This is a genomic window from Streptomyces specialis, assembly GCF_001493375.1.
GTDB lineage: Bacteria > Actinomycetota > Actinomycetes > Streptomycetales > Streptomycetaceae > Streptomyces > Streptomyces specialis.
Genome location: NZ_LN929897.1, coordinates 573,117 through 596,579, shown reverse-complemented (window position 1 = coordinate 596,579; position 23,463 = coordinate 573,117). Strand labels below are relative to the sequence as shown.

Sequence of the window (23,463 nt, the reverse complement as noted above, 5' to 3'; positions counted from 1 at the left end):
CCGCCGCATTCCGCATGCGTCCTCCCGAACGGCCGTGACATGCTGACTCGCGCCCGCACGACGAAGGGGAGCCACACCGTGCCCGGAGAGAACCTGACCCGCGACGAGGCCCGCGAGCGGGCCGGTCTGCTGACCGTGCACGGGTACGAGGTCGCCCTCGACCTGCGGTCCGCGACCGGGCCGCCGCCCGCCACCGGGCCGCGCACGTTCCGCTCCACCACCACCGTCCGCTTCGCCTGCGCGGAGGAGGGCGCGGACAGCTTCGCCGACCTGATCGCGCCGCACGTCCACTCCGTGACGCTGAACGGTGTCCCCCTCGTGGTCGACCAGGTCTTCGACGGCTCCCGCGTCGCGCTGTCCGGGCTGGCCGCCGAGAACGAGCTGATCGTGGACGCGGCCTGCGCCTACAGCCGCACCGGGGAGGGACTGCACCACTTCACCGACCCGGAGGACGGGGAGGTCTACCTCTACACGCAGTACGAGCCCGCCGACGCGCGCCGTGTCTTCGCCAACTTCGAACAGCCGGATCTGAAGGCGCCGTTCACACTGCGCGTGACCGCCCCCGCGCACTGGACGGTGCTCGGCAACGGCGCCGAGACCGGCCGCGAGGAGCTGCCCGGCGGCTCCGACGCGACCTGGTCGTTCGCCCCGACGCGCCCGATCTCCACCTACATCACGGCCGTCCTCGCCGGGCCCTACCACCACGTCACGGACCACTACACCCGGGAGCTCCCCGACGGCCCGCCGCTCCGGATCCCGCTGGGCGCGCTGTGCCGCAAGGGGCTGGCGCGGCACTTCGACCCCGAGGAGATCTTCGAGACGACCAAGCGGGGCTTCGACTTCTTCCACGAGCACTTCGGCTATCCGTACCCGTTCGGCAAGTACGACCAGGCGTTCGTGCCGGAGTACAACCTCGGCGCGATGGAGAACCCCGGGCTGGTGACGTTCCGCGAGGAGTACGTCTTCCGCGGCCGGACCACCCGGTCGGCCTACCAGGGCCGGGCGAACACGCTGCTGCACGAGATGGCGCACATGTGGTTCGGCGATCTGGTGACCATGGAGTGGTGGGACGACCTGTGGCTCAAGGAGTCCTTCGCGGACTTCATGGGCGCCCTCGCGCTGGTGGAGGCGACACGGTTCGAGGAGGGCTGGATCACCTTCGCCAACCGCCGCAAGGCGTGGGCCTACCGCGCCGACCAGCTCCCCTCCACGCACCCGATCACCGCCGACATCCGCGATCTCCAGGACGCCAAGCTGAACTTCGACGGCATCACCTACGCCAAGGGCGCCGGTGTGCTGAAGCAGTTGGTCGCCTACGCCGGGCGGGACGCCTTCATGGAGGGCGCCCGCCGCTACTTCCGGCGCCACGCGTACGGCAACACGCGCCTGCGCGATCTGCTGGCCGTGCTGGAGGAGACCTCCGGCCGGGACATGGGCGAGTGGGCCGAGGCGTGGCTGCGGACCGCCGGGGTCAACTCGCTGACGCCGCACGCCGTGTACGACTCCGCCGGCCGCGTCACCGAACTGTCGGTGCTCCAGGAGGCGCCGGAGAGCCACCCGACGCTCCGCCCGCACCGCGTCGCGATCGGGTTCTACCGCCGCGAGGAGCCCGGCGGTCCGCTGCTGCGGTACGCGCGGGCGGAGGCCGACGTACGGGGTCCGCGCACCGTCGTGCCCGAACTGGCCGGGGTGGCGCGCCCGGAGCTGATCCTGGTCAACGACGAGGACCTGACGTACTGCAAGACCCGTTTCGACGAAGGCTCGCTGGACACCCTGCGCGGTCATCTCGGGGATGTCGCCGACCCGTTGGCCCGCGCCCTGTGCTGGAGCGCGCTGTGGAACCTGACGCGTGACGGCCTGATGCCGGCCCGCGACTTCCTCGCGCTGGTACGGGACTTCGCCGGGGCGGAGACCGACATCGGCGTGCTCCAGATGGTGCACTCCTGGGCGCACGTGGCGCTGGACCTCTACACGGCGCCGGAGCGGCGGGCGGCGGCGGGCGCGGAGCTGGCGGCGGCGGCGCTGGGCGAGTTGCGGCGGGCGGCGCCCGGCGGCGACCACCAGCTCGCGTGGGCCCGTTTCTTCGCGTCGGGCGCCGCGTCCGACGCGGACTTCCAGCTCCTGGCCGGGCTGCTCGCGGGCACCGCCCGGATCGAGGGTCTGGAGGTCGACCAGGAGCTGCGCTGGCTCCTCCTGTTGCCGCTGACCGCGCACGGCCACGTGGGCGAGGAGGAACTCGCCGCCGAACGCGCCCGCGACGACACGGCGTCGGGCCACCGTCATCAGGTGCGCTGCCTGGCGGCGCGGCCGTCGCCCGGGGTCAAGGCGGCGGCCTGGGAGCAGGTCGTGGAATCCGACGAGCTGTCCAACGCGCTGGTCGAGGCGACCGTCGACGGCTTCGCCCGCCCCGGCCAGCAGGCGCTGCTCGCGCCGTACACCGAACGGTACTTCGCCATGGTGGACCGGGTGTGGCGGGAGCGCACGATCGAGATCGCGATGACCGTCGTGCGCGGCCTGTTCCCCGGGCTCCAGGGCGACCGGGCCACGCTGGACGCCACGGACGCCTGGCTGGCCTCCCACGAGGACGCTCCCCCGGCGCTGCGCCGCCTGATCCTGGAGTCCCGCGACGACCTGGCCCGCGCCCTGCGCGCGCAGGAGCGGGACGCCCGGGCGGGATGATCCGGGGCCGGGGCCACCGGCCCCGGCCCGGCCGCGCCCCGGCGCGTGCGGGAGTGGCGCGTGACCCGCCGCACGCCCGAACGCCAGTTCATTTTGAGCGGGGTTGTCCCTGTTTACCAACGGATGGGTAACGGAGGTTGGCTGAACCCCCCTGGTGGGGAATCGGCCGGGCATGACCGAAGATTCGCCGTTCGCCCCTCGCCCTCTGCGTCAACTCCCCGACGCGCAGCGGCTGGTGATGACCAGCCAGGAACTCCGCGAGCACGGGGTGTCGCTCGCCGCCGCGCACGAGCGCTGCCGGCCCGGGGGTCCCTGGCAGATGCCGCTGCCCGGGGTGTTCCTGCTCCACTCCGGACCGCCCACCGGCGAGGAGGTCCTGCACGCCGCCCTGGGATACATCGGCGGACGGGAGGGCGAGGCGGTGGTCAGCGGGCTGGCCGCCCTCGCGCTGCACGGCTTCACCGGCGCGCCGCCGCTGACCGCGCTGGACCGGGTGGACGTGCTCGTGCCGCGCACCCGGCGGCTGCGCACCTCCGGGTTCGCCCGCGTGGTGCGGACCCACCGGCTGCCCAGGCCCGTGGAGCTGGCCGGTTTCCCGGTCGCCCCCGTGCCCCGGGCCCTGGCCGACGCCATCGCCCGGCTGCCCGATCCGCTCGCGGTGCGGCGGCTGCTGACCGAGGCGGTGCGCGGCGGGCACTGCGATCCGCAGGCGGTCGTCCGGGAGCTGGCCCGCGCCCGGCTGCTGGGGCATCCGCACGTGGCCGCCGCCGTGGACACGCTGCTGGTGGAGGGCAGGACCATGGCCGAGGAACGGCTCCTGGAGACGGTACGGACCGCGGGCCTGCCCGATCCGTGCTGGAACGTGGGCCTGTGGCTGCCCGACGGGCCGTTCCTGTGCGCCGTGGACGCCTACTGGCCGGAGCAGGCCGTCGCCGTCGAGATCGACGCGCGGGCCCCCCGGCAGCGGGCGGAGGAGGCCGGACGCGCCGAGTACGACCGCACCCGCCAGACCCTGCTGGGGCTCGGCGTCACGGTCATCCGGGTGACGCCGCGCAAACTCCGGGAATCGCCCGAGCAACAGGTCGAGGCGGTCCGGCAGGCGCTGCGGGCCGCCACCGGCAGGCCCCCGGCCACCTATGTCGTGGTCATGCCGCGCTGATCGGCGGACCGCGCGGAACCGGCTCCGCGCAAACGTGACTGGCCGGAACGCGTCAAGTTCATGTCACTCGCCCCGTCCCCGTCACCCCTTCCGTATGATGACCGGTCATCCTGCTCCGCATTCCGAACAAGGATGCCCATGTCACTGAGACACCAGCCCATAACCCCACCGGCCGGCGAACCCGGCCGCGGTCGCCTGCGCCGGACGGCGCTGGCCGCCGGCCTGGTGGCGGCTCTCGCGCTGACCGGCGCCACGCCCGTCCTGGCGGCCGACGACGCGCCCGGCACGGGACCCGACAAGCCGCTCGGCGAGAAGTTCGGCACCCAGGACACGGCCCTCCTCGCCGAGGCCAGGGCCGCCGACAAGCCGTTCGTGACCATGCTGATCGCCGCCGAGCCGGGCGAGACCGCCGAGGTGGCCGACCGGCTCGACGCCATCTCCGGCGCCTCCGTCGGCTTCACCGAGGACCGGATCGGCTATGTGCGGGCCACCGTCCCGACCGGCCGCGCGGAGGCGGCCATCGACGAGGCGGCCGGACTCTCCTCGGTGCTCGCGATCGACCTCAACGACGTCGTCGAGATGCCGGACCCGGAGCCCGCGTCCGCCCCGGGCGACCGGGCGACGGTGGAGCGGACCTACCCGGGACCCGACGAGGACACCCCGGCCACCAACCCCTACCAGCCGGCCCACGAGACGGGCGCCGTGGACTTCGTCGAGGACCACCCCTCCTACGACGGCCGCGACATCACCATCGGCATCCTCGACAGCGGCGTGGACCTGGCGCACCCGGCGCTCGCGGAGACCACCACGGGCGAGCGCAAGATCACCGACTGGGTCACCGCGACCGACCCGGTCATCGACGGCGACGGCTCCTGGCGCGCGATGACCACGGCGGTCTCCGGGCCGTCGTTCTCCTACTCCGGGCGGCAGTACACCGCGCCCGGCGGGAGCTACCTCGTCAACACCTTCCGCGAGTCGGTCGCGGTCGGCGAGGTCGGCGGCGACGTGAACCGCGACGGCGACACCACCGACTCCTGGCCGCTGCTGTACGACCCGGAGGCGGGCACCGTCCGCGTGGACCTCGACGGCGACGCCGACTTCACCGACGAGACCGCGCTGGCGCCGTACGGCGAGGACCACCAGATCGGCTGGTTCGGCACCGACGACCCGGACACCGAGGTCGCCGAGACCATGCCGTTCGTGATCGAGATCCGCGAGGACGTCCCGATGGACCCCTACGGCGGCGACTGGGTCGGCCAGGTCCGGGACTTCGTCAACATCGGCATCGTCTCCAGCGACCACGGCACCCACGTGGCGGGCATCACCGCCGCCAACGGCCTGTTCGGCGGCGAGATGAACGGCGCCGCGCCCGGCGCGCAGATCGTCTCCTCGCGCGCCTGCGTCTTCAGCGGCGGATGCACCTACACCGCGCTCTTCGAGGGCATGATCGACCTCGTCACCGAACACGACGTGGACCTCGTCAACGTCTCGATCGGCGGCCTGCCCGCCCTCAACGACGGCAACAACGCGCGGGCGCAGCTCTACAACGAGCTGATCGACACCTACGACGTGCAGCTCTTCATCTCCGCCGGCAACGACGGCCCCGGCACCAACACCGTCGGCGACCCGTCCGTGGCGGAGCGGGTGGTCAGCGTCGGCGCCGCCGTCTCGCGGGAGACCTGGGCCGCCAACTACGGCTCCGCCGTGAGCACCCGGTACGCGATGATGCCGTTCTCCAGCGTGGGCCCCAGCGACGACGGCGGCTTCAAGCCGACCATCGTCGGGCCCGGCGCCTCGGTGAACACCATCCCGACGTGGATGGAGGGCGCCCCGGTCGCGGAGGCCGGGTACGACCTGCCGCCGGGCTACGGCATGTTGCAGGGCACCTCGATGTCCTCGCCGCAGGTCGCGGGCGCCGCCGCGCTGCTGCTGTCCGCCGCGAAGCAGCGGGACATCGACCTGTCCGCCGCCGACCTGCGGACGGCGCTGACCAGTTCGGCCGACCCGATCCGCGACGTCCAGGCCCACGAGCAGGGCACCGGCCTGATGGACACCGAGGGCGCGTGGACGCTGATCAAGCGCGGCGCCACGGCCCGCTCGTACACCGTGTCGGCGCCGGTCGACCACACCCTCGACGGGTTCCTGGACACCCCGGGCTCCGGCGACGGGATCTACGACCGCGAGTCGGCGCCCGAGGTCGGCGCGTCCGAGACCTACGAGGTCACCATCACCCGCACCACCGGCCCGGCCCGCTCGGTGCGGCACGACCTGGAACTCGTCAACAACCACGACAGCACCTTCCGGATCGTCGGCTCCGACTCCGTGGCGCTCCCGCTGAACCAGCCGGTCACCGTCAAGGTCAAGGCCAAGCCGCGCTCCACCGGGGCGCACAGCGCGATCCTCACCGTGGACGACTCCGCGACCCGGGGCATCGACAAACAGATCATGGCGACCGTCGTGGTGCCCGAGGAGCTGAGCGCCCCCGACCACGCCCTGTCGTACTCCGGCACGGCCCAGCGCAACAGCACCACCTCCTACTTCGTCACCGTGCCCGAGGGCGCCGAGACGCTCCAGGTCGCGATGAGCGGCCTGGCGGAGGGGAGCCAGACCCGCTGGATCGCCATCACCCCCGAGGGCACGCCGGCCGACCCGACATCCACGCCGAACTGCTACCCCAACTACGACAACCCGGCCAACACATGCCGCCCGGACCTGCGCGCGTACCCCGATCCGTCCCCGGGCGTGTGGGAGATCGAGGTCGAGTCCCGGCGGACGTCGCCGCTGCTGGACAACCCGTACACGGTCACGGCCACCGCGCTCGGCGTCACGTTCGAGCCGGAGACGGTGACCGTCGAGGAGGCCGCGGTCGGCGCCCCGGTCCCCGTCACCTGGGACGTCACCAACGGCTTCGCGCCGCTGGAGGGCACCCTGACGGCCGGCGAGCTGGGCTCGGCCCTGACCTCGACGCCGACCATCGCGCCCGGTGAGTACATCACCAGCGAGGTTCAACTGCCCGAGGGCGTCTCCTCGTTCACCGTCGAGATCGGCTCCGCGTCCGACCCGGGCGCCGACCTCGACCTGTACGTGTACCTGGACGGCGAGGAAGTCGGCTCCTCCATCAGCCCGACGGACGACGAGGTCGTGCACCTCGACGACCCGGCGGCCGGCACGTACACGATCGAGGTGCACGGCTACGCGGTGCCCACCGGCAGCACCACCTTCGCCTACCGGGACGCGTATCTCAGCGCGGGCCTGGGCACGGTGGCGGTGGACACCGGGCAGGTCATCGGCCTGGACACCGGCGAGTCGGCCGAGGTCGCGGCGGAGGTCACGGTCGCGGAGTCCGCGCTCGCGGCCGGCGCCGACCGGCGGGTCTTCGGCGAGGTCGGCCTGCTCAACGAGGCCGGAACCCTCGTGGGGACCGGCCACATCCTCGTGGAACACGTGACGGAATGAGCCGCTGACGGCACGCCACGGACACATCTCCGCGGGACCCCACCGGGGCGGGCACGGCGCACACCGCCGCACCCGCCCCGGTGGCGCGTGGCGTGGAAGGATGGCGGACGAAGACGCACGACGAAGGAGACCACCAGGTGCCTGGCACGAATCTGACCCGGCAAGAGGCGCAGGAGCGGGCACGGCTGCTCGGCGTGGACAGTTACGAGATCACCCTGGATCTCTCCGGCGCGCAGGAAGGGGGCACCTTCCGCTCGGAGACGACCGTGCACTTCACAGCCCGCGAGGCCGGAGCGACCTTCATCGACCTCGTCGCCCCCGAGGTGACGGAGGTCGTCCTCAACGGCGTGTCCCTGACGCCGTCCGAGGTCTTCGCGGACTCCCGGATCGCGCTGCCCTCGGTGTCCGAGGGCCATAACGAACTGCGGGTCGTCGCCGACTGCACCTACACCAACTCCGGTGAGGGTCTGCACCGTTCGGTGGACCCCGTGGACCAGCAGGCTTATCTCTACACCCAGTTCGAGGTCCCGGACGCGCGGCGGGTGTTCGCCTGCTTCGAACAGCCGGACCTCAAGGCGTCGTTCCAGTTCACCGTGACCGCCCCCGAGGGGTGGACCGTCATCTCCAACTCCCCGACGCCCGAACCCCGGGGCAACGTCTGGCGGTTCGAGCCGACGCCCCGCATCTCGTCGTACATCACGGCGATCATCGCCGGCCCGTACCACTCGGTGCACAGCAGCTGGCAGGGCGCGGACCGCACCGTGCCGCTCGCCGTCTACTGCCGGCCGTCGCTGGCCGAACACCTCGACGCCGAGGCCATCTTCGACGTCACGCGGCAGGGATTCGACTGGTTCCAGGAGAAGTTCGACTACCCGTACCCGTTCGCCAAGTACGACCAGCTCTTCGTGCCGGAGTTCAACGCGGGCGCGATGGAGAACGCGGGTGCCGTCACCATCCGCGACCAGTACGTCTTCCGTTCCAAGGTGACCGACGCGGCCTACGAGATGCGGGCCGAGACCATCCTCCACGAGCTGGCCCACATGTGGTTCGGCGACCTGGTCACCATGGAGTGGTGGAACGACCTGTGGCTGAACGAGTCGTTCGCCACCTACACCTCGATCGCCTGCCAGGCGCACGCGCCGGGCAGCCGCTGGCCGCAGGCGTGGACCAGCTTCGCCAACTCCATGAAGACGTGGGCCTACCGGCAGGACCAACTGCCCTCCACCCACCCGATCATGGCGGAGATCCGGGACCTGGACGACGTCCTGGTCAACTTCGACGGCATCACCTACGCCAAGGGCGCCAGCGTGCTGAAGCAGTTGGTCGCCTACGTCGGGGAGGACGAGTTCTTCCGCGGCGTGCGGACGTACTTCAAGCGGCACGAGTGGTCCAACACCCGGCTGTCGGACCTGCTGACCGCGCTGGAGGAGACCAGCGGCCGTGACCTCAAGGCGTGGTCGAAGGCGTGGCTGGAGACCGCGGGCATCAACATCCTGCGCCCCGAGATCGTCACCGACGAGGCCGGGAACATCGTGGAGTTCGCCGTCCGTCAGGAGGCGCCCCCGCTGCCCGCCGGCGCCAAGGGCGAGGCCGTGCTGCGCCCGCACCGCATCGCCATCGGCCTGTACGAGCTGACCGACGGCGCCCTCGTCCGCACCGACCGCGTCGAACTGGACGTGGACGGCGAGCTGACGAAGGTCCCGCAGGTCGAGGGCCGCGCCCACCCGGCCGTCGTGCTCCTCAACGACGACGACCTGTCGTACGCCAAGGTGCGGCTCGACCCCCGGTCCGCGGCGGTGGTCGCCCAGCACCTGGGCGACTTCGCCGAGTCGCTGCCGCGCGCGCTGTGCTGGGCCTCGGCCTGGGACATGACCCGCGACGGCGAGATGGCCGTCCGGGACTACCTGTCGCTGGTGATCTCCGGGATCACCAAGGAGACCGACATCGGCGTGGTGCAGTCGTTGCAGCGGCAGGTGAAGCTCGCCCTGGACCTGTACGCCGCGCCCGCGTGGCGCGACACGGGCCTGGCTATCTGGTCGGAGACGACGCTGGAGCGGTTGCGGGCCGCCGCGCCCGGCGGCGACCACCAGCTCGCCTGGGCCAGGGCGTTCGCGTCCACCGCCCGCACCGGCGAGCAACTCGACCTGCTGGCGGGGCTGCTGGACGGGACCGAGACGATCGAGGGCCTGACCGTGGACACCGAGCTGCGCTGGGCGTTCCTCCAGCGGCTGGCCGCCACCGGCCGTGCCGACGAGCCGGAGATCGCGGCCGAGCTGGAGCGCGACGCGACCTCGGCGGGCGAGCGGCACGCCGCGACCGCCCGGGCCGCCCGCCCGACGCCGGAGGCCAAGGCGGAGGCGTGGGCCGCGGTGGTGGAGAGCGACAAGCTGCCCAACGCCCTCCAGGAGGCCGTCATCGGCGGCTTCGTGCAGACCGACCAGCGGGAGCTGCTCGCGCCGTACACGGAGAAGTACTTCGAGGTGCTCAAGGGCGTCTGGGAGAGCCGCAGCCACGAGATGGCGCAGCAGGTCGCGGTCGGTCTCTACCCGGCGATCCAGGTCTCGCGGGAGACCCTGGAGGCCACGGACGCCTGGCTGGACGCGGCCGGACCCTCACCCGCGCTGCGCCGCCTGGTCACGGAGTCCCGCGCGGGCGTCGAGCGCGCGCTGAACGCCCAGGCCGCGGACGCGGCGGCGGCCGTCTGACCGTCGCGGCGCCCACGGGGGCCGGTGACGCGGGCGCGGCCCGGGTCACCGGCCCCCGTGGCGCCGGACGCGTCAGCGCTTGCGGTCGCTCAGGACCACCAGGCCGGCGATCAGGGCGAAGAGCGCGATGGGGGTCACCACGAAGAGGCCGAGCGTCTCGGCCACGCTCAGGCCGCTGCCCGGGTCGTCGCCGTCGTCCCGGTTCAGCGCGTGGGCCACCGGTGATGTCATCAGCGTCAGCAGCACCGTGCCGAGGGAGACCGCGACGGCGCGCTTCTTGTTCATGTTGACCACGGACACCACAGTAGCCAACGCCTCCGGCCGTCCGTTCACGGGCCCGCCGCAGGCCGGGCCAGCTCCTCCCGCACCGCTCTCACCAGGGCCGCGACCCGGGCGGAGCCGGTCAGCTCCTCCAGGGTCACCGGCCGGCCGGTGCCGTCCGCGACGGGCAGCCGCCAGTTCGGGTACTCGCGCCAGGTGCCCGGCAGGTTCTGCGGGCGGCGGTCCCCGATCGCGTCCGGCAGCCAGATCCCGACCATGGCGGCCGGGGTGCGGGCCAGGAACCGGTAGGCGGCGGCGATCCGCTGCTCCTCGGGAGCGCCGCGCGGCAGCAGTCCCAGGCGGGCGAAGGTGTCCAGCCACTCGGCGTTCTCCGCCATCAGCGAGCGCAGTGCCTCCGCCGCGTCGTCCTGGAGGCCCAGCCGCTCCTTGAGGCGGATGTACGAGCCGTCCAGCCGGGTCGCGGTGGGCGGCAGGTCGTGCGTGGTGACCGTCGCCAGGCAGGCCGCGCGCCACTCCTCCGGGCGCAGCGGCGGCTGCTTCCGCCGCTCCCAGTGCCGCTCGAACCACAGCACCGACGTGCCCAGCACGCCGCGCCCGGCCAGGTCGGCGCGGACCCCGGGCTCGACCGTGCCCAGGTCCTCGCCGATGACGGCGACGCCCGAGCGGTGCGCCTCCAGCGCCAGCACGCCGAGCATGGCGTCGGCGTCGTACGCGACGTAGGTCCCCTCGTGCGGCGCGGCGCCCTCGGGGATCCACCACAGCCGGTACTGGCCCATCACGTGGTCGATGCGCAGGGCGCCCGCGTGCCGGGTCAGGGCGGCGACCAGCTCCCGGTAGGGGGCGTAGCCGCGCGCGGCCAGCGCGTCCGGGCGCCAGGGCGGCAGGCCCCAGTCCTGGCCCCGGTCGTTGAACGCGTCCGGGGGCGCGCCCACGGACATGCCGGTGGCCAGCACGTCCTGCTGGGACCAGGCGTCCGAGCCGTGCGGGTGGACGCCCACGGCCAGGTCGTGGACGAGTCCGATCGGCATCCCGGCCAGCTCCGCGGTCCGCTGGGCGCGGGCGAGCTGGACGTCGGTGAGCCAGGCCAGCCAACTGTGGAAGTCGATGCGCTCCAGGTGGTCGCCCCGGGCCCGGGCGGTCGCGGCCGAGCGCGGGTCGCGCAGCCCGGCGGGCCAGCCGCGCCAGTCGGGTCCGTACAGCTCGGCCAGGGCGCACCAGGTGGCGTGGTCCTCCAGGGCCTGGCCCTGGCCGGCGAGGTAGGCCCAGTACGAGGCGGCGCGGCCGGGGCTGAGCGGGACGCGGCGGACGATCTCCAGCGCCTCCAGCTTCAGCGTCCACACGGCGTCGCGGTCGATGGGCGCGCCCTTGCCGAGCACGGCGGCGCGCAGCGCGGCGGCGCGGGCCAGGATCTGGTCGGTGCGCCGCCTGGAGTCGGCGTCGAGGTAGGCGTACTCGGGGATGTCCTCGACCCGCAGGTAGACGGGGTCGGCGAAGCGGCGGGTGCCCGGGCGGTACGGGGAGGGGTCGGTGGCCTCGCCCGACGCGCCGGGGACGGCCGCGTGCAGCGGGTTGACCTGGACGAACCCGGCGCCGAGGGTGTGGCCGGCCCAGCTCGCGAGGTCGGCGAGGTCCACCAGGTCGCCCATGCCCCAGGAACGGTCGGAGAGCACCGAGTAGAGCTGGACCAGGAGCCCGGCGGTGCGGCCCGGGAGCTCCGGCAGCCGGGCGGGGGCGACGACGAGCGTGGCGCGGGCGGTGCGGCCGTCGGGGGCCTCGGCGCGCAGGGTGTGGCAGCCCGGTGGGAGCGGCTCGCCCGGGGGGGCGCGGGGGGGGCCGGGCGCGGGGGCGGGGGGGGGGGCGGGGGCCGCCGGGGGGGGGGCGGGGGGGGGGGGGGGGGGGGGGGGGGCGGGCGGGGGGGGGATGACCATATGGGGGAGGCGGGGGAGGGGGAGGGGGGGGGACTGCGCAACCGACCGGCCACGGAAGGGAGGTGGGAAAAGCGGGAGACAAGGGAGCCCTGTGGTGAACGACACAATCAGCACATTTCGCGATCGTGGTGGCGGCGGCGGAACTGCGGGGGCGGGGCGGCGGCGGTCAGGCGGATCTGCCATCGATCCTGGCCAGCGCGTCGTCGGCGCCGTAGGGCCGCAGATACGGCAGCCACCGCGGGTCACGGTGGCCGGTGCCGATGATGCGCCAGGCCAGACCGGTCGGCGGCCCGGGCGTATGTCGGAGCCGCCAGCCCAGCTCGGCGACATGCCGGTCGGCCTTGATGTGGTTGCAGCTCCGGCAGGCGGCGACGACGTTGTCCCAGGCGTGCTGGCCGCCGCGGCTGCGGGGGATGACGTGGTCGACGCTGGTGGCGACGCCGCCGCAGTAGGCGCACCGGCCCCCGTCGCGGGCGAAGAGCGCCCGGCGGGTGAGCGGCACGGCGGTGCGGTAGGGGACACGCACGAACCTCTTGAGGCGGACGACGCTCGGGGCGGGTATCGCGTCGGTGGCGCTGCGCATGAGGGAGCCGGAGTCCTCCAGACTCACGGCCTTGTCGTTGAGCAGCAGAATCAGAGCGCGCCGGACCGGCACGACCCCAAGCGGCTCGAACGACGCGTTGAGGACCAAGACGTGTGGCACGAAAACGCCCTCCGTTTCCGTCGGCGGCACGTGGCTCGCGCCGGGACGATCTCCCTCAGTGTGTCCCGCGCACCACCGCCCGCGCCACCACGATCGCGAAATGTGCTGATTGTGTCGTTCACCACAGGGCTCCCTTGTCTCCCGCTTTTCCCACCTCCCTTCCGTGGCCGGTCGGTTGCGGGCGGTGCGGGCCGGGGGCGCGTCGGGGGCGCTCTCGCGGAACGGGCGCCGGCCCGCCACCCTGACTACCGTGGACCGGTGATCGCCGGCCGGTGACCGGTGCGCCCGGGAAGCGGGAGAGGACGGAAAAGGGACCGCATGGGAGACAACTGGGAGACCTGGCTGGCGTCCGGGCTGCGCATCCTGCTGATCGTGGCCGTCGCGTTCACGGTGCGTTTCGTCGTGCGCAGGGCCATCACCCGGCTCATCGGGCGGCTGAACCGCGAGGACAGCGCCAAGCGGCGCTCGGCCGCCCTCGGCGGGCTGCTGGTCAACCCCGAGCGGCGCAGGCAGCGTTCCGAGACCATCGGGTCGGTGCTGCGCAGCACGGCCTCGGTGCTGATCCTCGGCACGGCGGCCCTGATGGTGATGGACGAACTGGGGGTGCAGCTCGGCCCGCTGATGGCCAGCGCCGGTATCGCGGGCGTGGCCATCGGCTTCGGGGCGCGCAGCCTGGTGGCGGACGTGCTGAGCGGCCTGTTCATGCTGCTGGAGGACCAGTACGGCGTCGGGGACACGATCGACGTCGGCGAGGCCAGCGGCACGGTGCTGGAGATCGGGCTGCGGGTCACGACGCTGCGCGGCGACACCGGCGAGACCTGGTACGTGCGCAACGGCGAGATCAAGCGTGTGGGCAACCTCAGCCAGGGCTGGGCCACCGCCGCGGTGGACGTCACCGTGGAGGCGGACGCCGACCTCGACCGGATCCGCAAGCTGATCGCGGTGGTCGGCGACGACCTGTCGGGGACGGAGCCCTGGGACGAGCTGCTGTGGGAGCCGGTGGAGGTGCTGGGCGTCGAGTCGGTGGCCGGTGAGCAGCTCGTGCTGCGGGTGATCGCCAAGACCCAGCCGGGCAAGGCGCCGGTGGTGGAGCGTGAGCTGCGCTGGCGGATCAAGCGGGCCCTGGACGGCGCGGGCATCACCCAGACGGAGGCGAACGGCGCGCCTCGGCCCGTCCCGGCGGCGGGCGGGCCGGGCGGGGGCGGCCCCCCCCCCCCCCACCCCGCGCCTTGTCATTGTCTGTTGTCTGCTCGCATGCGCGGCTGCTCTTCTCTTGTCTTTTATGTGGCCGCGGCCCCCCCCTGTACTCCCTCCACCCCCTTCGCCGGCATCGTCTCATGGGTATAAGGGCCGGGGGGACCTCGACCCGGCGGCCGGGCGCCGGTTCGTACGCGGTGGCGACGCCATGCGTCGCGGCGAGGCGCGCCAGCCGGTCCATCAGACCTCGCCGGCCTCCGCGCCGCCGCGGCCGTTGGACTCCGCGGTGAGGGGCGGCTGGACGGCCAGCGGCTGCTCGGCGGTGAGGGGCGTGAGGTCGCCCAGCGGCGGCTCGCTGGTCAGCGGCATCTCGCGGCCCCGGGAAGCCTCCGGCATGCGGGTCAGGGCGGGCCCGTCCGGGTTGGGCACCCTCCGGAGCGGTATCCGGGCCGGCTCGGTCGGCTCGGGTGCGAGGTGGGTCTCCGGATCGTCGATGGTCCGGGCGGCTCCGGCCACGGGGAACTCCGTTCGCTGACGGCGGCGGGCTGTGCAGAGAATGCTCCTACCCAGTCAACGACACCGCACCCCTCCTCGCGACGGGAAAGCGACGCAGCTCACGCCCCCCGCGGCGGAAGATTTACCGCGGCGGTCCGGCGGATCTGCCATCGCCCCTGGCCAGCGCGTCGTCGGCGCCTTCGTGCCGCCGATACGGCCCCCCCCGCGGGTCACGGCGGCCGCGGGCGCCGCCGCGCCAGCCCCCCCCCGGCCGCGGCCCGGGCCTTCGGCGGCAGGGGAGGGGTGGAAGAGCCAGGGGTAGCGCGGAGGCGCGGGTCAGCGCGGGCCGGGGGCGGGCTCCGGCGCGTGCTCCCACGTCAGGAGCGTGAACCGGTGGTCCGCGCCCTCCCTCAGCAGCGGCTCGTCGTCGGTGAGCCGGTAGCCGGTGGCCCGCGCCACGGCGTTGCTCGCCGCGTTGTCCCGGTCGATCCGCAGCACCACGCGGGCGGGTGCCAGCTCCCGGTGGGTGAAGTCGGTGAGGACCGTCAGCGCCCGCCGCGCCAGCCCCCGGCGGCGGTACGGGCGGCCGACGGAGTAGCCGAGTTCCACCTCGCGCCGGCCGTCGTCGCCCGGCAGCAGCACCACCTCGCCCAGGGGCGTCAACCCGTCGGTGGTGATGGCGAGTTGGATGCGGGTACCGGCCGCGGCGCGGGCCAGCGCGTTGCTCAGGTACTCGCGGGCGGCGTCCTCGTCGAACGGTGAGCGCAGCGGTGTCCACCGGGCGACCTCGGGGTCGTCGAAGAGGCCCGCCATGGTGTCCAGATCCTCCGGCAGCCACTGCCGCAGAACGACGCCGTGCCCGGAGAGCCGGACGGTGGTGGGCAGCGCGAAATCGGGCTGACTGGTCATAGGACGATCCTGCCGTGTGCCGGGAACCGCCGGGCCCCCGGCCGCGTGTTCGCGGGGGTGGGGCGGGGACGCCCCGCACATCGCGATCACGACAAGATCTCCGCAAGGGCTGTGTCCCCGCTCCGGCCGGGCGGCATACTGCTGGCCGTGGCCCGTGCCGGAATCGTGAGGGGGAGGGCCCGTACGTGACTCACCCGCCGAGCGCACCGCCCGCTTCACCGCCCGCCCCGGCGGTGCCACCGGCGCCCGCCCGGCCGGCTCCCGCCGCCCCGCCCGAGGTGCCGCGCCGCCGCACCGCCTTCGCTGAGGGCGCGGCACGGCTGCGGGCCGCCGCACGGACCGAGCCCGGCCGGCTGCGCATCATCGGCGCCGTCGTCGCCGGGCTGCTGCTGCTCCTGGGCGGGGTCACGTTCGCCGAGATCTCCGCCCGCGCCGCCGACGCCGACACCGTGCGGGGCGGCAGCCAGCCGCTGAGCGCCCGCGCCGCCGAGATCTACCGCTCGCTCGCCGACGCCAACACCACCGCCGCCGCGGGCTTCCTGGCCGGCGCGCAGGAGGACCCGGAGACGCGGCAGCGGTACGAGCGGGACATCGACACCGCCGCCGCGCTGCTCGCCGAGGCCGCCGCCCGCAGCTCGGGATCGGCCGAGGCCCAGCGGTACATCGCCGTGCTCAACGAGGCGCTGCCCGACTACACCGGTCTGGTCGAGACCGCCCGTGCCAACAACCGGCAGGGGATGCCGCTGGGCGGCGCGTATCTGCGGTACGCGGACGAGCGGATGCAGGAGACGATGCTGAGCGCCGCCGAGGCGCTGTACGCGCTGGAGACCGAGCGGTTCCAGGACGACCTCGACGACGCCAGGGCCTGGCCGTGGGCGTCGATGGTCACCGGCCTGGTCGTGCTGTCGGTGCTGCTGTGGGCGCAGCGCCGGCACTACCTGCGGACCAACCGGGTCTTCAACCAGGGCCTGCTGGCCGCCACCGCCGCCACCACCGTGCTGCTGGTCTGGCTGGTGGGCGCGCACGCCGTGGCCCGCTCCGCGCTCACCGACGCGGACGAGAACGCGGCCCAGTCGCTCAGCGCGCTGTACGGCGCCTGGACCGAGGCGCTCAAGGCGCGCGGCGACGAGAGCATCACCCTGATCGCGCGCGGCGCGGGCAGCGAGTCCGAGGACAGCTACCGGACCCACATGGACCGGCTCGCCGGCGAGGAGGGGCGGCCGGAGGGCAGCCTCCTCGACAAGGCCCACGCGCTGGCCGACGACGCCGAGGGCCGCGAGCCGGTGGAGCGGGCGATCGAGGCCACCGCGGAGTGGCGGTCCCGGCACACCGACGCCCGCGCGCTCGAACTCGCCGGTGAGTACCAGGATTCGGTGAACATGGTGATCGGCCCGGAGGACACCACGGGCGAGAGCTTCGACGCGGTGGACGCGTCGCTGGCCGCGGCGGTCGACCACGAGCAGGCGGAGTTCACGCGGGCGGCGAACGACGGCCACTCCGCGCTGGGCGGCCTGCGGGCGGCGGCCGTGGTGCTGACCCTGCTCGGGGCCGTGGGCGCGGTGCTGGGCATCGGCCGCAGGCTGTCGGAGTACCGGTGAGGGCGCGGGGGGTGCGGACCATGCCGGAGAACGGTCCCGGGCAGCCGGCCGGCGACGGTCGGCGCGGGCGGCGGCGCGACCGGCGGGCGCTGCTGCTCGCCGCGGCCGGTCTCGCGCTGACCGGCTCCGTCCTCGCCGGGTCGCTGCCGCCCGGCCCCGGCCACACCGCCACCGGCCGGACCGGGGAGAGCGGGCAGGCGGAGCACGCCGCCCACACCGACGACGAACCGGTGCCGTCCGCCGCGCGCGAGGAGTGCCAGGACGGCCGGGACCCCGACGAGAGCTACGCGCCGGCCCGGATCGCCGGCCCGGCCGTGTCGGAGATCAGGGAGCGCGGCCAGTTGGTCGTCGGCATCGACCTGAACAGCTACCTGTGGGGGTACCGCTCCCCGCAGACCGGTGACATCGTCGGCTTCGACATCGACCTGGTGCAGGCCATCGCCGAGGACCTGCTCGGTCCGCGGCCGGACATCAAGTACCTGGCCATCCCCACCGACCAGCGGGAGCGCGCGATCCAGGACGGCACCGTGGACATGGTGGTGCGGACCATGTCCATCACCTGCGACCGCTGGGAGCGGGTCGCGTTCTCCACCGCCTACTTCGAGACCGGCCAGCAGCTCCTGGTGCCGGCCAACTCCCCCATCCAGGGCTTCGACGACTCCCTCGACGGCATGCGGGTGTGCCGCGCGAACGGCTCGACCGCGAGCAAGCTGCTGGACGCCGAGAGCCACGGCGCCCAGGTGGTGGGCGCGGACAACCACCTGGACTGCCTGGTGCGGGTCCAGCTCGGCCTGGCCGACGCCCTGATGACCGACGACGCGCTGGCGGCCGGGCACGTGGCGCAGGACCCGTCGATGCGGCTGGCCGACGAGCCGCTCACCCGGGAGTCGTACGGCGTCGCGATGAACCTCGCCAACACCGATCTGGTGAGCTGGGTCAACGCCGTGCTGGAGGATTACCGCGCGCCCGGCCCGGACGGGGAGCCCAGCGAGTGGCGCCAGTCGTACGACCGGTGGCTGGCCCGTTATCTGTACGACGAGGAGACCGATCCCCCGCCCGCGCCCCCGCTGCCGCAGTACCGAGACTGAACCGATCGACACCGCAACGAGCAGGACAAGACCGAGGGGAGAGCGATGGCCCCGGATTCCGGCGGGCAGGTGCTGAGCCGGGAGGAGGTGGACCGCGCGCTGGCGCGGCTCGGCGCCGAGCACGAGGCGATCGAGTCCTCCCTGCTGGCGCTCCAGGACCACGCGGGCCGCAGACTCCTCGAAGGCGCCGAGCTGTCGGGCGTCACCCGTGAGCGGTGGGCGCGCGCGGAGCGGACCGCGACCCGGCTGTGGACGTACTTCGACACGTGCACGGACGCCCTGGAGACCGCGCGGGAGCTGCGGGACAGAAGCCGTTTCCCCGGCCGGGACGACCTGCTGCGGCTCAGCGAGCTGCTGGACGGCGGCCGTCTGCTGGTCTCCGGCGAGGGCGGGCAGGCCGAGCGGCTGAGCTGGTCGGAGCTGGTCGAGCGGATGACCACCGGCTACGCCGAGGTCCTCGACATCGTGATCGCCGCCGACGCCGTCTGGTCGGCGCTGCCCGCCCGGATAGACATGCTCTCCGCCGAGTTGCGGCGGCTGAGCGAGCTGGCGCACTCCGTCGGCGTGCGCCCCGGCGCGCACCCGGCGGGCGACGATCTCCAGCAGGTCACCGGCGAACTGACGGGGCTGCGCGCCGAGGTGATCGCCGACCCGCTCGCGTTCTGGATCGCGGACGGCGGCAGCAGCGCGCCCGGCGGCGGCCGGCCCGACACCGCCCGTTACGACCGCGCCGCCCGCGCCCTGGACGACATCAGGCGCGAGGTGGACGCCGTCATCCAGGTCCGCAAGGACGCCGAGGACCGGCTGATCCGGCTGCGCGACCTGCTCTCCCGCGCCGACCGCACGCTGGCCGAGGCGCGCACCGCGCGCGGCGAGGTGCTGGCGAAGATCGCCGCCTCCGAGGTCCCGGCGGTCAGCGGCCCCAACAGCGCGCTGCACGAGCAGCTCGCCACGGCGGCCGACTACCGGCGCCGTTCCCAGTGGCACCGGCTCTCCCCGCTGCTGGAGTCGCTGGAGCGGCGCGCCGAGGAGGAGCTGGAGCGGGCCCGCGCCTCCCTGTCGGCGGTCACCGCGCCGCTGGCGGTGCGGGCGGAGCTGCGCGGCAGGCTCGACGCGTACCGGGCGCGGGTGACCCGGCTGGGCAAGGCCGGGGAGCCGATGCTGGCCGAGCGGTACGACCAGGCGCGGCGGCTGCTGTGGACGGCGCCGTGCGACCTGCGCGCCGCCGAGAACGCGGTGCTGCGGTACCAGGCGGCGGCGGCCGAGGTCCTGGCGCCTGGCGAGGAGGAGCCGGTGGGCGGGAGGGCCGAGCCGTGACGAAATGTCAGCGGCCCGGCTGCCCCGGGACGTACGAGGACATGGGCGGCGGCGAGCTGTACTGCGGCGTGTGCGGCCTGGCGCCCGTCGTCTCGCCGGCGGGGATGATCGGCTCGGTCGCGACCGGTGTCACCGCCTCGGGCCGGAGCAAGGGCAGCGGCGCCCCGTCCCGGACCGGTGACGGCGCGGGCGGCGAGAGCCGGGGCAGCGGGCGGGGCAGCGGCAGCGGTTCTTCGCGCTCGCAGTTCTCCCGCCGCTCGGTCTCCGGACGGCTGTCGCGGACCGTCTCCGGCGGGCTGCCCGGCCGTTCGGTCACGGTGCGCAGCTCCCGCACGAGCACCAGCAGTTCGGCCCGCGCCCGGCTGGGCGCGGGTCTGGTGACGATGCCGGAGGTGCCGAGGCCCGATCCGCTCTCCGCCGTCCTGGAGGACCCGGAGGTGCCCGAGCGCAAGCGGTTCTGCGGCAACAGCGACTGCGGCGCGCCGGTCGGCCGGTCCCGGGGCGGGCGGCCCGGCCGCACCGAGGGCTTCTGCACCAAGTGCGGGCACCCGTACTCGTTCATCCCCAAACTGGAGCCCGGCGACGTGGTACGGGACCAGTACGAGATCGCGGGCTGCCTGGCCCACGGCGGACTGGGGTGGATCTACCTCGCCATCGACCGGGCCGTGTCCGACCGCTGGGTGGTGCTGAAGGGTCTGCTGGACACCGGGGACGAGGACGCGATGGCCGCCGCCATCTCCGAGCGCCGCTTCCTGGCCGAGATCGAGCACGCGAGCATCGTCCGCATCTACAACTTCGTCGAGCACCTCGACCGGCGCACCGGCAGCGTCGACGGCTACATCGTGATGGAGTACGTCGGCGGCAAGTCGCTCAAGGAGATCGCCAACGCCCGCCGCGCCCCCGACGGCCGCCGCGACCCGCTGCCGGTCGAGCAGGCGTGCGCGTACGGGATCGAGGCGCTGGACGCGCTCGGCTACCTGCACAGCCGCAACCTGCTGTACTGCGACTTCAAGGTGGACAACGCGATCCAGCAGGACGACCAGTTGAAGCTGATCGACATGGGCGCGGTGCGGCGGATGGACGACCACGAGAGCGCCATCTACGGCACGGTCGGCTACCAGGCGCCCGAGGTCGCGGAGATCGGCCCGTCCGTCGCCTCCGACCTGTACACGGTGGCCCGGACGCTGGCGGTGCTGACGTTCGACTTCCAGGGCTACACCACGGTCTTCTGCGACAGCCTGCCCGAGCCGGAGAACATCGAGGTCTTCCAGCGGTACGAGTCCTTCTACCGCTTCCTGGTGCGGGCCACCGATCCCGATCCGCGCCGCCGGTTCGCCTCGGCGCAGGAGATGGCCGATCAACTGACCGGCGTGCTGCGGGAGATCGTGGCGATCAGGACCGGGCAGCCGAGGCCGGCGCTGTCCCGGCTGTTCGGCCCCGAGTCGCGCGTGGTGCACACCGAGCTGGTGCCCCCGCCGAGCGGCCCGGTGTCGCGGCTGGGCGCGCGGGAGCACCGCCGGTCACGGGCGGCCACCGGCCCGCGGCCCGGGCCCGGGGCGACGGTCCCGCCGCCCCGGCCGTCCGCGCCGCCGCTGCCGACGGCGCCGCAGACCGTTCCGCTCGACGTGCGGCAGATCGCGCTGGCGCTGCCCGTGCCGCGCGTCGATCCGGGCGACCCCAACGCCGGTTTCCTCGCCGGCCTGGCCGCCACCTCCCCCGCCGATCTGGTGGTGGCGCTGCGTTCGGCCCCCACCGACTCGGTCGACCGGCGCGTCCGCGAGGTCCGCGCCCACCTGGAGACGCCGGGCGAGGAGGCGGAACAGGCGGCCTCGCGGCCCCTGGACGCGCTGGCCGCCCGCCGGCCCAACGACTGGCGCGTGGTCTGGTACCAGGGTCTGGCCGCGCTGGTCCGGGAGGACTGGGAGCTGGCCGCGCTCTCCTTCGACGCGATCTACGACGCGTTCCCCGGCGAGGTGGCGCCCAAGCTGGCGCTCGCCGTGTGCGCCGAGGTGCTGGGGCAGCTCGACAACGCGGCCGACTACTACGAGCTGGTGTGGACCAGCGACCCCGGCCATGTCAGCGCCGGCTTCGGCCTGGCCCGGGTGCGGCTGGCGGCCGGGGACCGGCCGCGCGCGGTGGCGGCCCTGGAGTCGATACCGGAGACGTCCGCCCACTACACGGCCGCGCGGGTCGCGGCCGTGCGGGCCCGGCTGCGGCAGCGGGCGGCCACCGAGGACCTGCTGCCCGACCTGCTGGCGGCCGGACGGCAGGTCGCCGGCCTGCGTCGCGCCGGGCTGGAACCATCACTGGGTGAACAACTGTCCTGTGAAGTGCTGGGTTGCGCGCTGGACTGGGTATTGTCCCAACCCGCCGGACAGTTTCGTCAGCAAACGGACCACCCGGGCGAGCTCCTGGGTGCCCCGCTCGACGAGACCGGTATCAGACTGGGCCTTGAACGCTCCTACCGGCGTCTGGCCCGGCTGGCGCAAACCAGTGGTGAACGGACCGAAATGGTGGAGGCGGCGAATCGCTTCCGCCCGAGGACATGGGTGTGAGGATGCCGCAGCTCGATCAACTCTCCGCCTGCCCCGGCTGTGGCGAGCCTCTGGAGGACGACGACCGCTTCTGCGGAGTGTGCGGCAGGGACCTGCGGACGGCCGGGCGCCGCGACCGGCCCGCGACCCCCGGCACGGCGGCGTCGGCCGCGATCCCGGAGTCGTACACGCCCACCGAGCACGACTTCACGCTGCCGCCGCCGCTGCCGGAGGCCGCCGCCGGGCAGCGGGAGGAGGAGAACGAGGAGAACGAGGGGAACGGGGAGGCCGAGGGGGACGAGCCGCAGCTCCGGGCCGCGCCCATGCCCTCTCCCGCGCCCTCGCCCGAGCCGGCGAGCACCGGGCCGGCGAGCACCGGGCCGGAGGCGGCGATCCCGCCCATGCCGACGACCCCGCCGCGGGTCCCGGCCGCCGACCCGCGCGCCCTCGATCCGCGGGGGCCGCTCGCCCCCGACCCGCGCGCCGACCTCGCCGCCCGGCCCCTGTGCGCCGTGTGCGGCGAGCGCCGGGTCACCGAGGACGGCTACTGCGCGGAGTGCGGGCGCCCGCAGCCGGGCGAGCGCGCCCACGTGGAACGCGCGCTCGGCGGGGTCGCGGCCGTCAGCGACCTCGGTCTGCGCCACCACCGCAACGAGGACGCGTTCACCGTCTCCGCCACCGCGCTGCCGGACGGCTCCCCCGCCGTCATCGCCGTCGTCTGCGACGGGGTGTCCTCCTCCAGCCGCCCCGACGAGGCGTCGGCGGCGGCGGCCGAGACCGCGCAGGAGTTCCTGCTGGACGCGCTGCCGCGCGGCGTCGCCACCCGGCGGGCCATGCACGAGGCGCTGGTCGCCGCGGCGAACGCGGTCAGCGCGCTCGCCGACCCGGCCGAGCGGGAGCCGGGCCGTAATGCCCCGGCCTGCACCATCGTCAGCGCGATCACCTCGGGCCGCACCCTGACCGTCGGCTGGATCGGCGACAGCCGCGCCTACTGGGTGCCCGAGGAGGAGGGCGCCGCGCCCGCCCGCCTCACCCAGGACGACTCATGGGCGGCGCAGATGGTCGCGGCGGGGCTGCTCAGCGAGGCGGAGGCGATGAACGACCACCGGGCGCACGCCATCACGGCCTGGCTCGGCGCCGACGCGCAGGAAGTCGAGCCGCACACCCGCCTGTTCGAGCCGGACCGGCCCGGCGTCGTCATCGTCTGCACGGACGGCCTGTGGAACTACGCGGAGGCCGCCGAGGACATGGCCCGCGTGGTGCCCGCCAAGGCGCGGTCCGCGCCGCTGCCCAGCGCCCGGTACCTGGTGCGGCACGCGCTCGACTCGGGCGGCCACGACAACGTGACGGTCGCGGTCATCCCGTTCCCCGTCGAGACGCGCCGGGCGGAGGTCTCCTGACCCGCGGCCGCTC

15 protein-coding genes are annotated in these 23,463 nt (G+C 74.1%); 10 read left to right on the top strand and 5 right to left on the bottom strand.

The window, feature by feature from the left end:
• Positions 1-78 precede the first annotated feature (78 nt).
• From pepN (BN2279_RS25355) to pepN (BN2279_RS25340), 4 genes are all read left to right on the top strand, one after another.
• Positions 79-2,679 carry an aminopeptidase N gene (pepN, locus tag BN2279_RS25355; RefSeq protein WP_059013356.1) on the top strand — a complete coding sequence of 867 codons (2,601 nt, stop codon included), beginning with the start codon at positions 79-81 and terminating at the stop codon, positions 2,677-2,679.
• Positions 2,680-2,851: 172 nt separating this feature from the next.
• Positions 2,852-3,838, top strand: a complete 987-nt coding sequence (locus tag BN2279_RS25350; RefSeq protein WP_059013355.1) for a PDDEXK family nuclease — start codon at positions 2,852-2,854, stop codon at positions 3,836-3,838.
• 132 nt (positions 3,839-3,970) lie between these two features.
• Complete coding sequence (locus tag BN2279_RS25345) at positions 3,971-7,294, top strand: S8 family serine peptidase (RefSeq protein ID WP_059013354.1); 3,324 nt, start codon at positions 3,971-3,973, stop codon at positions 7,292-7,294.
• 137 nt (positions 7,295-7,431) lie between these two features.
• Entirely contained in the window at positions 7,432-9,999 is a 2,568-nt protein-coding gene (gene pepN, locus BN2279_RS25340; protein ID WP_059013353.1) for an aminopeptidase N, read from the top strand.
• A 72-nt stretch (positions 10,000-10,071) separates the two neighbouring features.
• On the opposite strand, the gene BN2279_RS25335 is transcribed toward pepN (BN2279_RS25340), so the two are convergent.
• Genes BN2279_RS25335 through BN2279_RS25325 form a run of 3 tightly spaced genes read right to left on the bottom strand, consistent with a single transcriptional unit; the run spans position 10,072 to position 12,912 of the window.
• The gene (locus BN2279_RS25335) at positions 10,072-10,284 is read right to left on the bottom strand and encodes a hypothetical protein (RefSeq protein ID WP_059013663.1); all 213 of its coding nucleotides are present in this window, start codon (positions 10,282-10,284) and stop codon (positions 10,072-10,074) included.
• Between the two features lie 44 nt (positions 10,285-10,328).
• Entirely contained in the window at positions 10,329-12,392 is a 2,064-nt protein-coding gene (gene malQ / locus BN2279_RS25330) for a 4-alpha-glucanotransferase (protein ID WP_079032493.1), read from the bottom strand.
• The gene (locus BN2279_RS25325; protein ID WP_059013662.1) at positions 12,376-12,912 is read right to left on the bottom strand and encodes an HNH endonuclease; all 537 of its coding nucleotides are present in this window, start codon (positions 12,910-12,912) and stop codon (positions 12,376-12,378) included. The genes malQ and BN2279_RS25325 overlap by 17 nt, the downstream gene beginning before the upstream one ends.
• Positions 12,913-13,230: 318 nt before the next feature.
• On the opposite strand from BN2279_RS25325, the gene BN2279_RS25320 reads away from it, so the two are divergent.
• Positions 13,231-14,259, top strand: coding sequence for a mechanosensitive ion channel family protein (locus BN2279_RS25320; protein ID WP_059013351.1), 1,029 nt, complete (start codon positions 13,231-13,233; stop codon positions 14,257-14,259).
• 90 nt (positions 14,260-14,349) lie between these two features.
• Here BN2279_RS25320 and BN2279_RS25315 read toward each other — a convergent pair whose 3' ends face one another.
• Together BN2279_RS25315 and BN2279_RS25310 are read right to left on the bottom strand one after the other, a co-directional pair.
• Entirely contained in the window at positions 14,350-14,625 is a 276-nt protein-coding gene (locus BN2279_RS25315; RefSeq protein WP_059013350.1) for a hypothetical protein, read from the bottom strand.
• A gap of 315 nt (positions 14,626-14,940) precedes the next feature.
• Positions 14,941-15,513 (bottom strand): GNAT family N-acetyltransferase, encoded by a 573-nt coding sequence (locus BN2279_RS25310; RefSeq protein WP_059013349.1) that lies wholly within the window; start codon positions 15,511-15,513, stop codon positions 14,941-14,943.
• Positions 15,514-15,698: 185 nt separating this feature from the next.
• Here BN2279_RS25310 and BN2279_RS25305 point away from each other — a divergent pair, with 185 nt between their 5' ends.
• The 5 genes from BN2279_RS25305 to BN2279_RS25280 are packed head-to-tail and all read left to right on the top strand — an operon-like array spanning position 15,699 to position 23,450.
• Positions 15,699-17,111, top strand: coding sequence for a hypothetical protein (locus BN2279_RS25305; RefSeq protein WP_079032492.1), 1,413 nt, complete (start codon positions 15,699-15,701; stop codon positions 17,109-17,111).
• 20 nt (positions 17,112-17,131) lie between these two features.
• Positions 17,132-18,199, top strand: coding sequence for a glutamate ABC transporter substrate-binding protein (locus BN2279_RS25300; RefSeq protein ID WP_059013661.1), 1,068 nt, complete (start codon positions 17,132-17,134; stop codon positions 18,197-18,199).
• A 45-nt stretch (positions 18,200-18,244) separates the two neighbouring features.
• Positions 18,245-19,516 (top strand): hypothetical protein, encoded by a 1,272-nt coding sequence (locus BN2279_RS25295; protein WP_059013347.1) that lies wholly within the window; start codon positions 18,245-18,247, stop codon positions 19,514-19,516.
• Between the two features lie 41 nt (positions 19,517-19,557).
• Positions 19,558-22,071: a serine/threonine-protein kinase gene (locus BN2279_RS25285; RefSeq protein WP_079032491.1), complete on the top strand. Its 2,514-nt coding sequence runs from the start codon at positions 19,558-19,560 to the stop codon at positions 22,069-22,071.
• Positions 22,062-23,450, top strand: coding sequence for a PP2C family protein-serine/threonine phosphatase (locus BN2279_RS25280; protein ID WP_324612871.1), 1,389 nt, complete (start codon positions 22,062-22,064; stop codon positions 23,448-23,450). Before BN2279_RS25285 ends, BN2279_RS25280 begins: the two co-directional genes overlap by 10 nt.
• Positions 23,451-23,463 lie beyond the last annotated feature (13 nt).

Coding starts and splice junctions, on each gene's coding strand:
- BN2279_RS25350 (WP_059013355.1), top strand. CDS start 2,852: ATGACCGAAGATTCGCCGTTCGCCCCTCGCCCTCTGCGTCAACTCCCC.
- BN2279_RS25310 (WP_059013349.1), bottom strand. CDS start 15,513: ATGACCAGTCAGCCCGATTTCGCGCTGCCCACCACCGTCCGGCTCTCC.
- BN2279_RS25285 (WP_079032491.1), top strand. CDS start 19,558: ATGGGCGGCGGCGAGCTGTACTGCGGCGTGTGCGGCCTGGCGCCCGTC.
- BN2279_RS25280 (WP_324612871.1), top strand. CDS start 22,062: ATGGGTGTGAGGATGCCGCAGCTCGATCAACTCTCCGCCTGCCCCGGC.
- BN2279_RS25345 (WP_059013354.1), top strand. CDS start 3,971: ATGCCCATGTCACTGAGACACCAGCCCATAACCCCACCGGCCGGCGAA.
- BN2279_RS25335 (WP_059013663.1), bottom strand. CDS start 10,284: ATGAACAAGAAGCGCGCCGTCGCGGTCTCCCTCGGCACGGTGCTGCTG.
- BN2279_RS25300 (WP_059013661.1), top strand. CDS start 17,132: ATGCCGGAGAACGGTCCCGGGCAGCCGGCCGGCGACGGTCGGCGCGGG.
- malQ (WP_079032493.1), bottom strand. CDS start 12,392: ATGGCAGATCCGCCTGACCGCCGCCGCCCCGCCCCCGCAGTTCCGCCG.
- BN2279_RS25295 (WP_059013347.1), top strand. CDS start 18,245: ATGGCCCCGGATTCCGGCGGGCAGGTGCTGAGCCGGGAGGAGGTGGAC.
- BN2279_RS25320 (WP_059013351.1), top strand. CDS start 13,231: ATGGGAGACAACTGGGAGACCTGGCTGGCGTCCGGGCTGCGCATCCTG.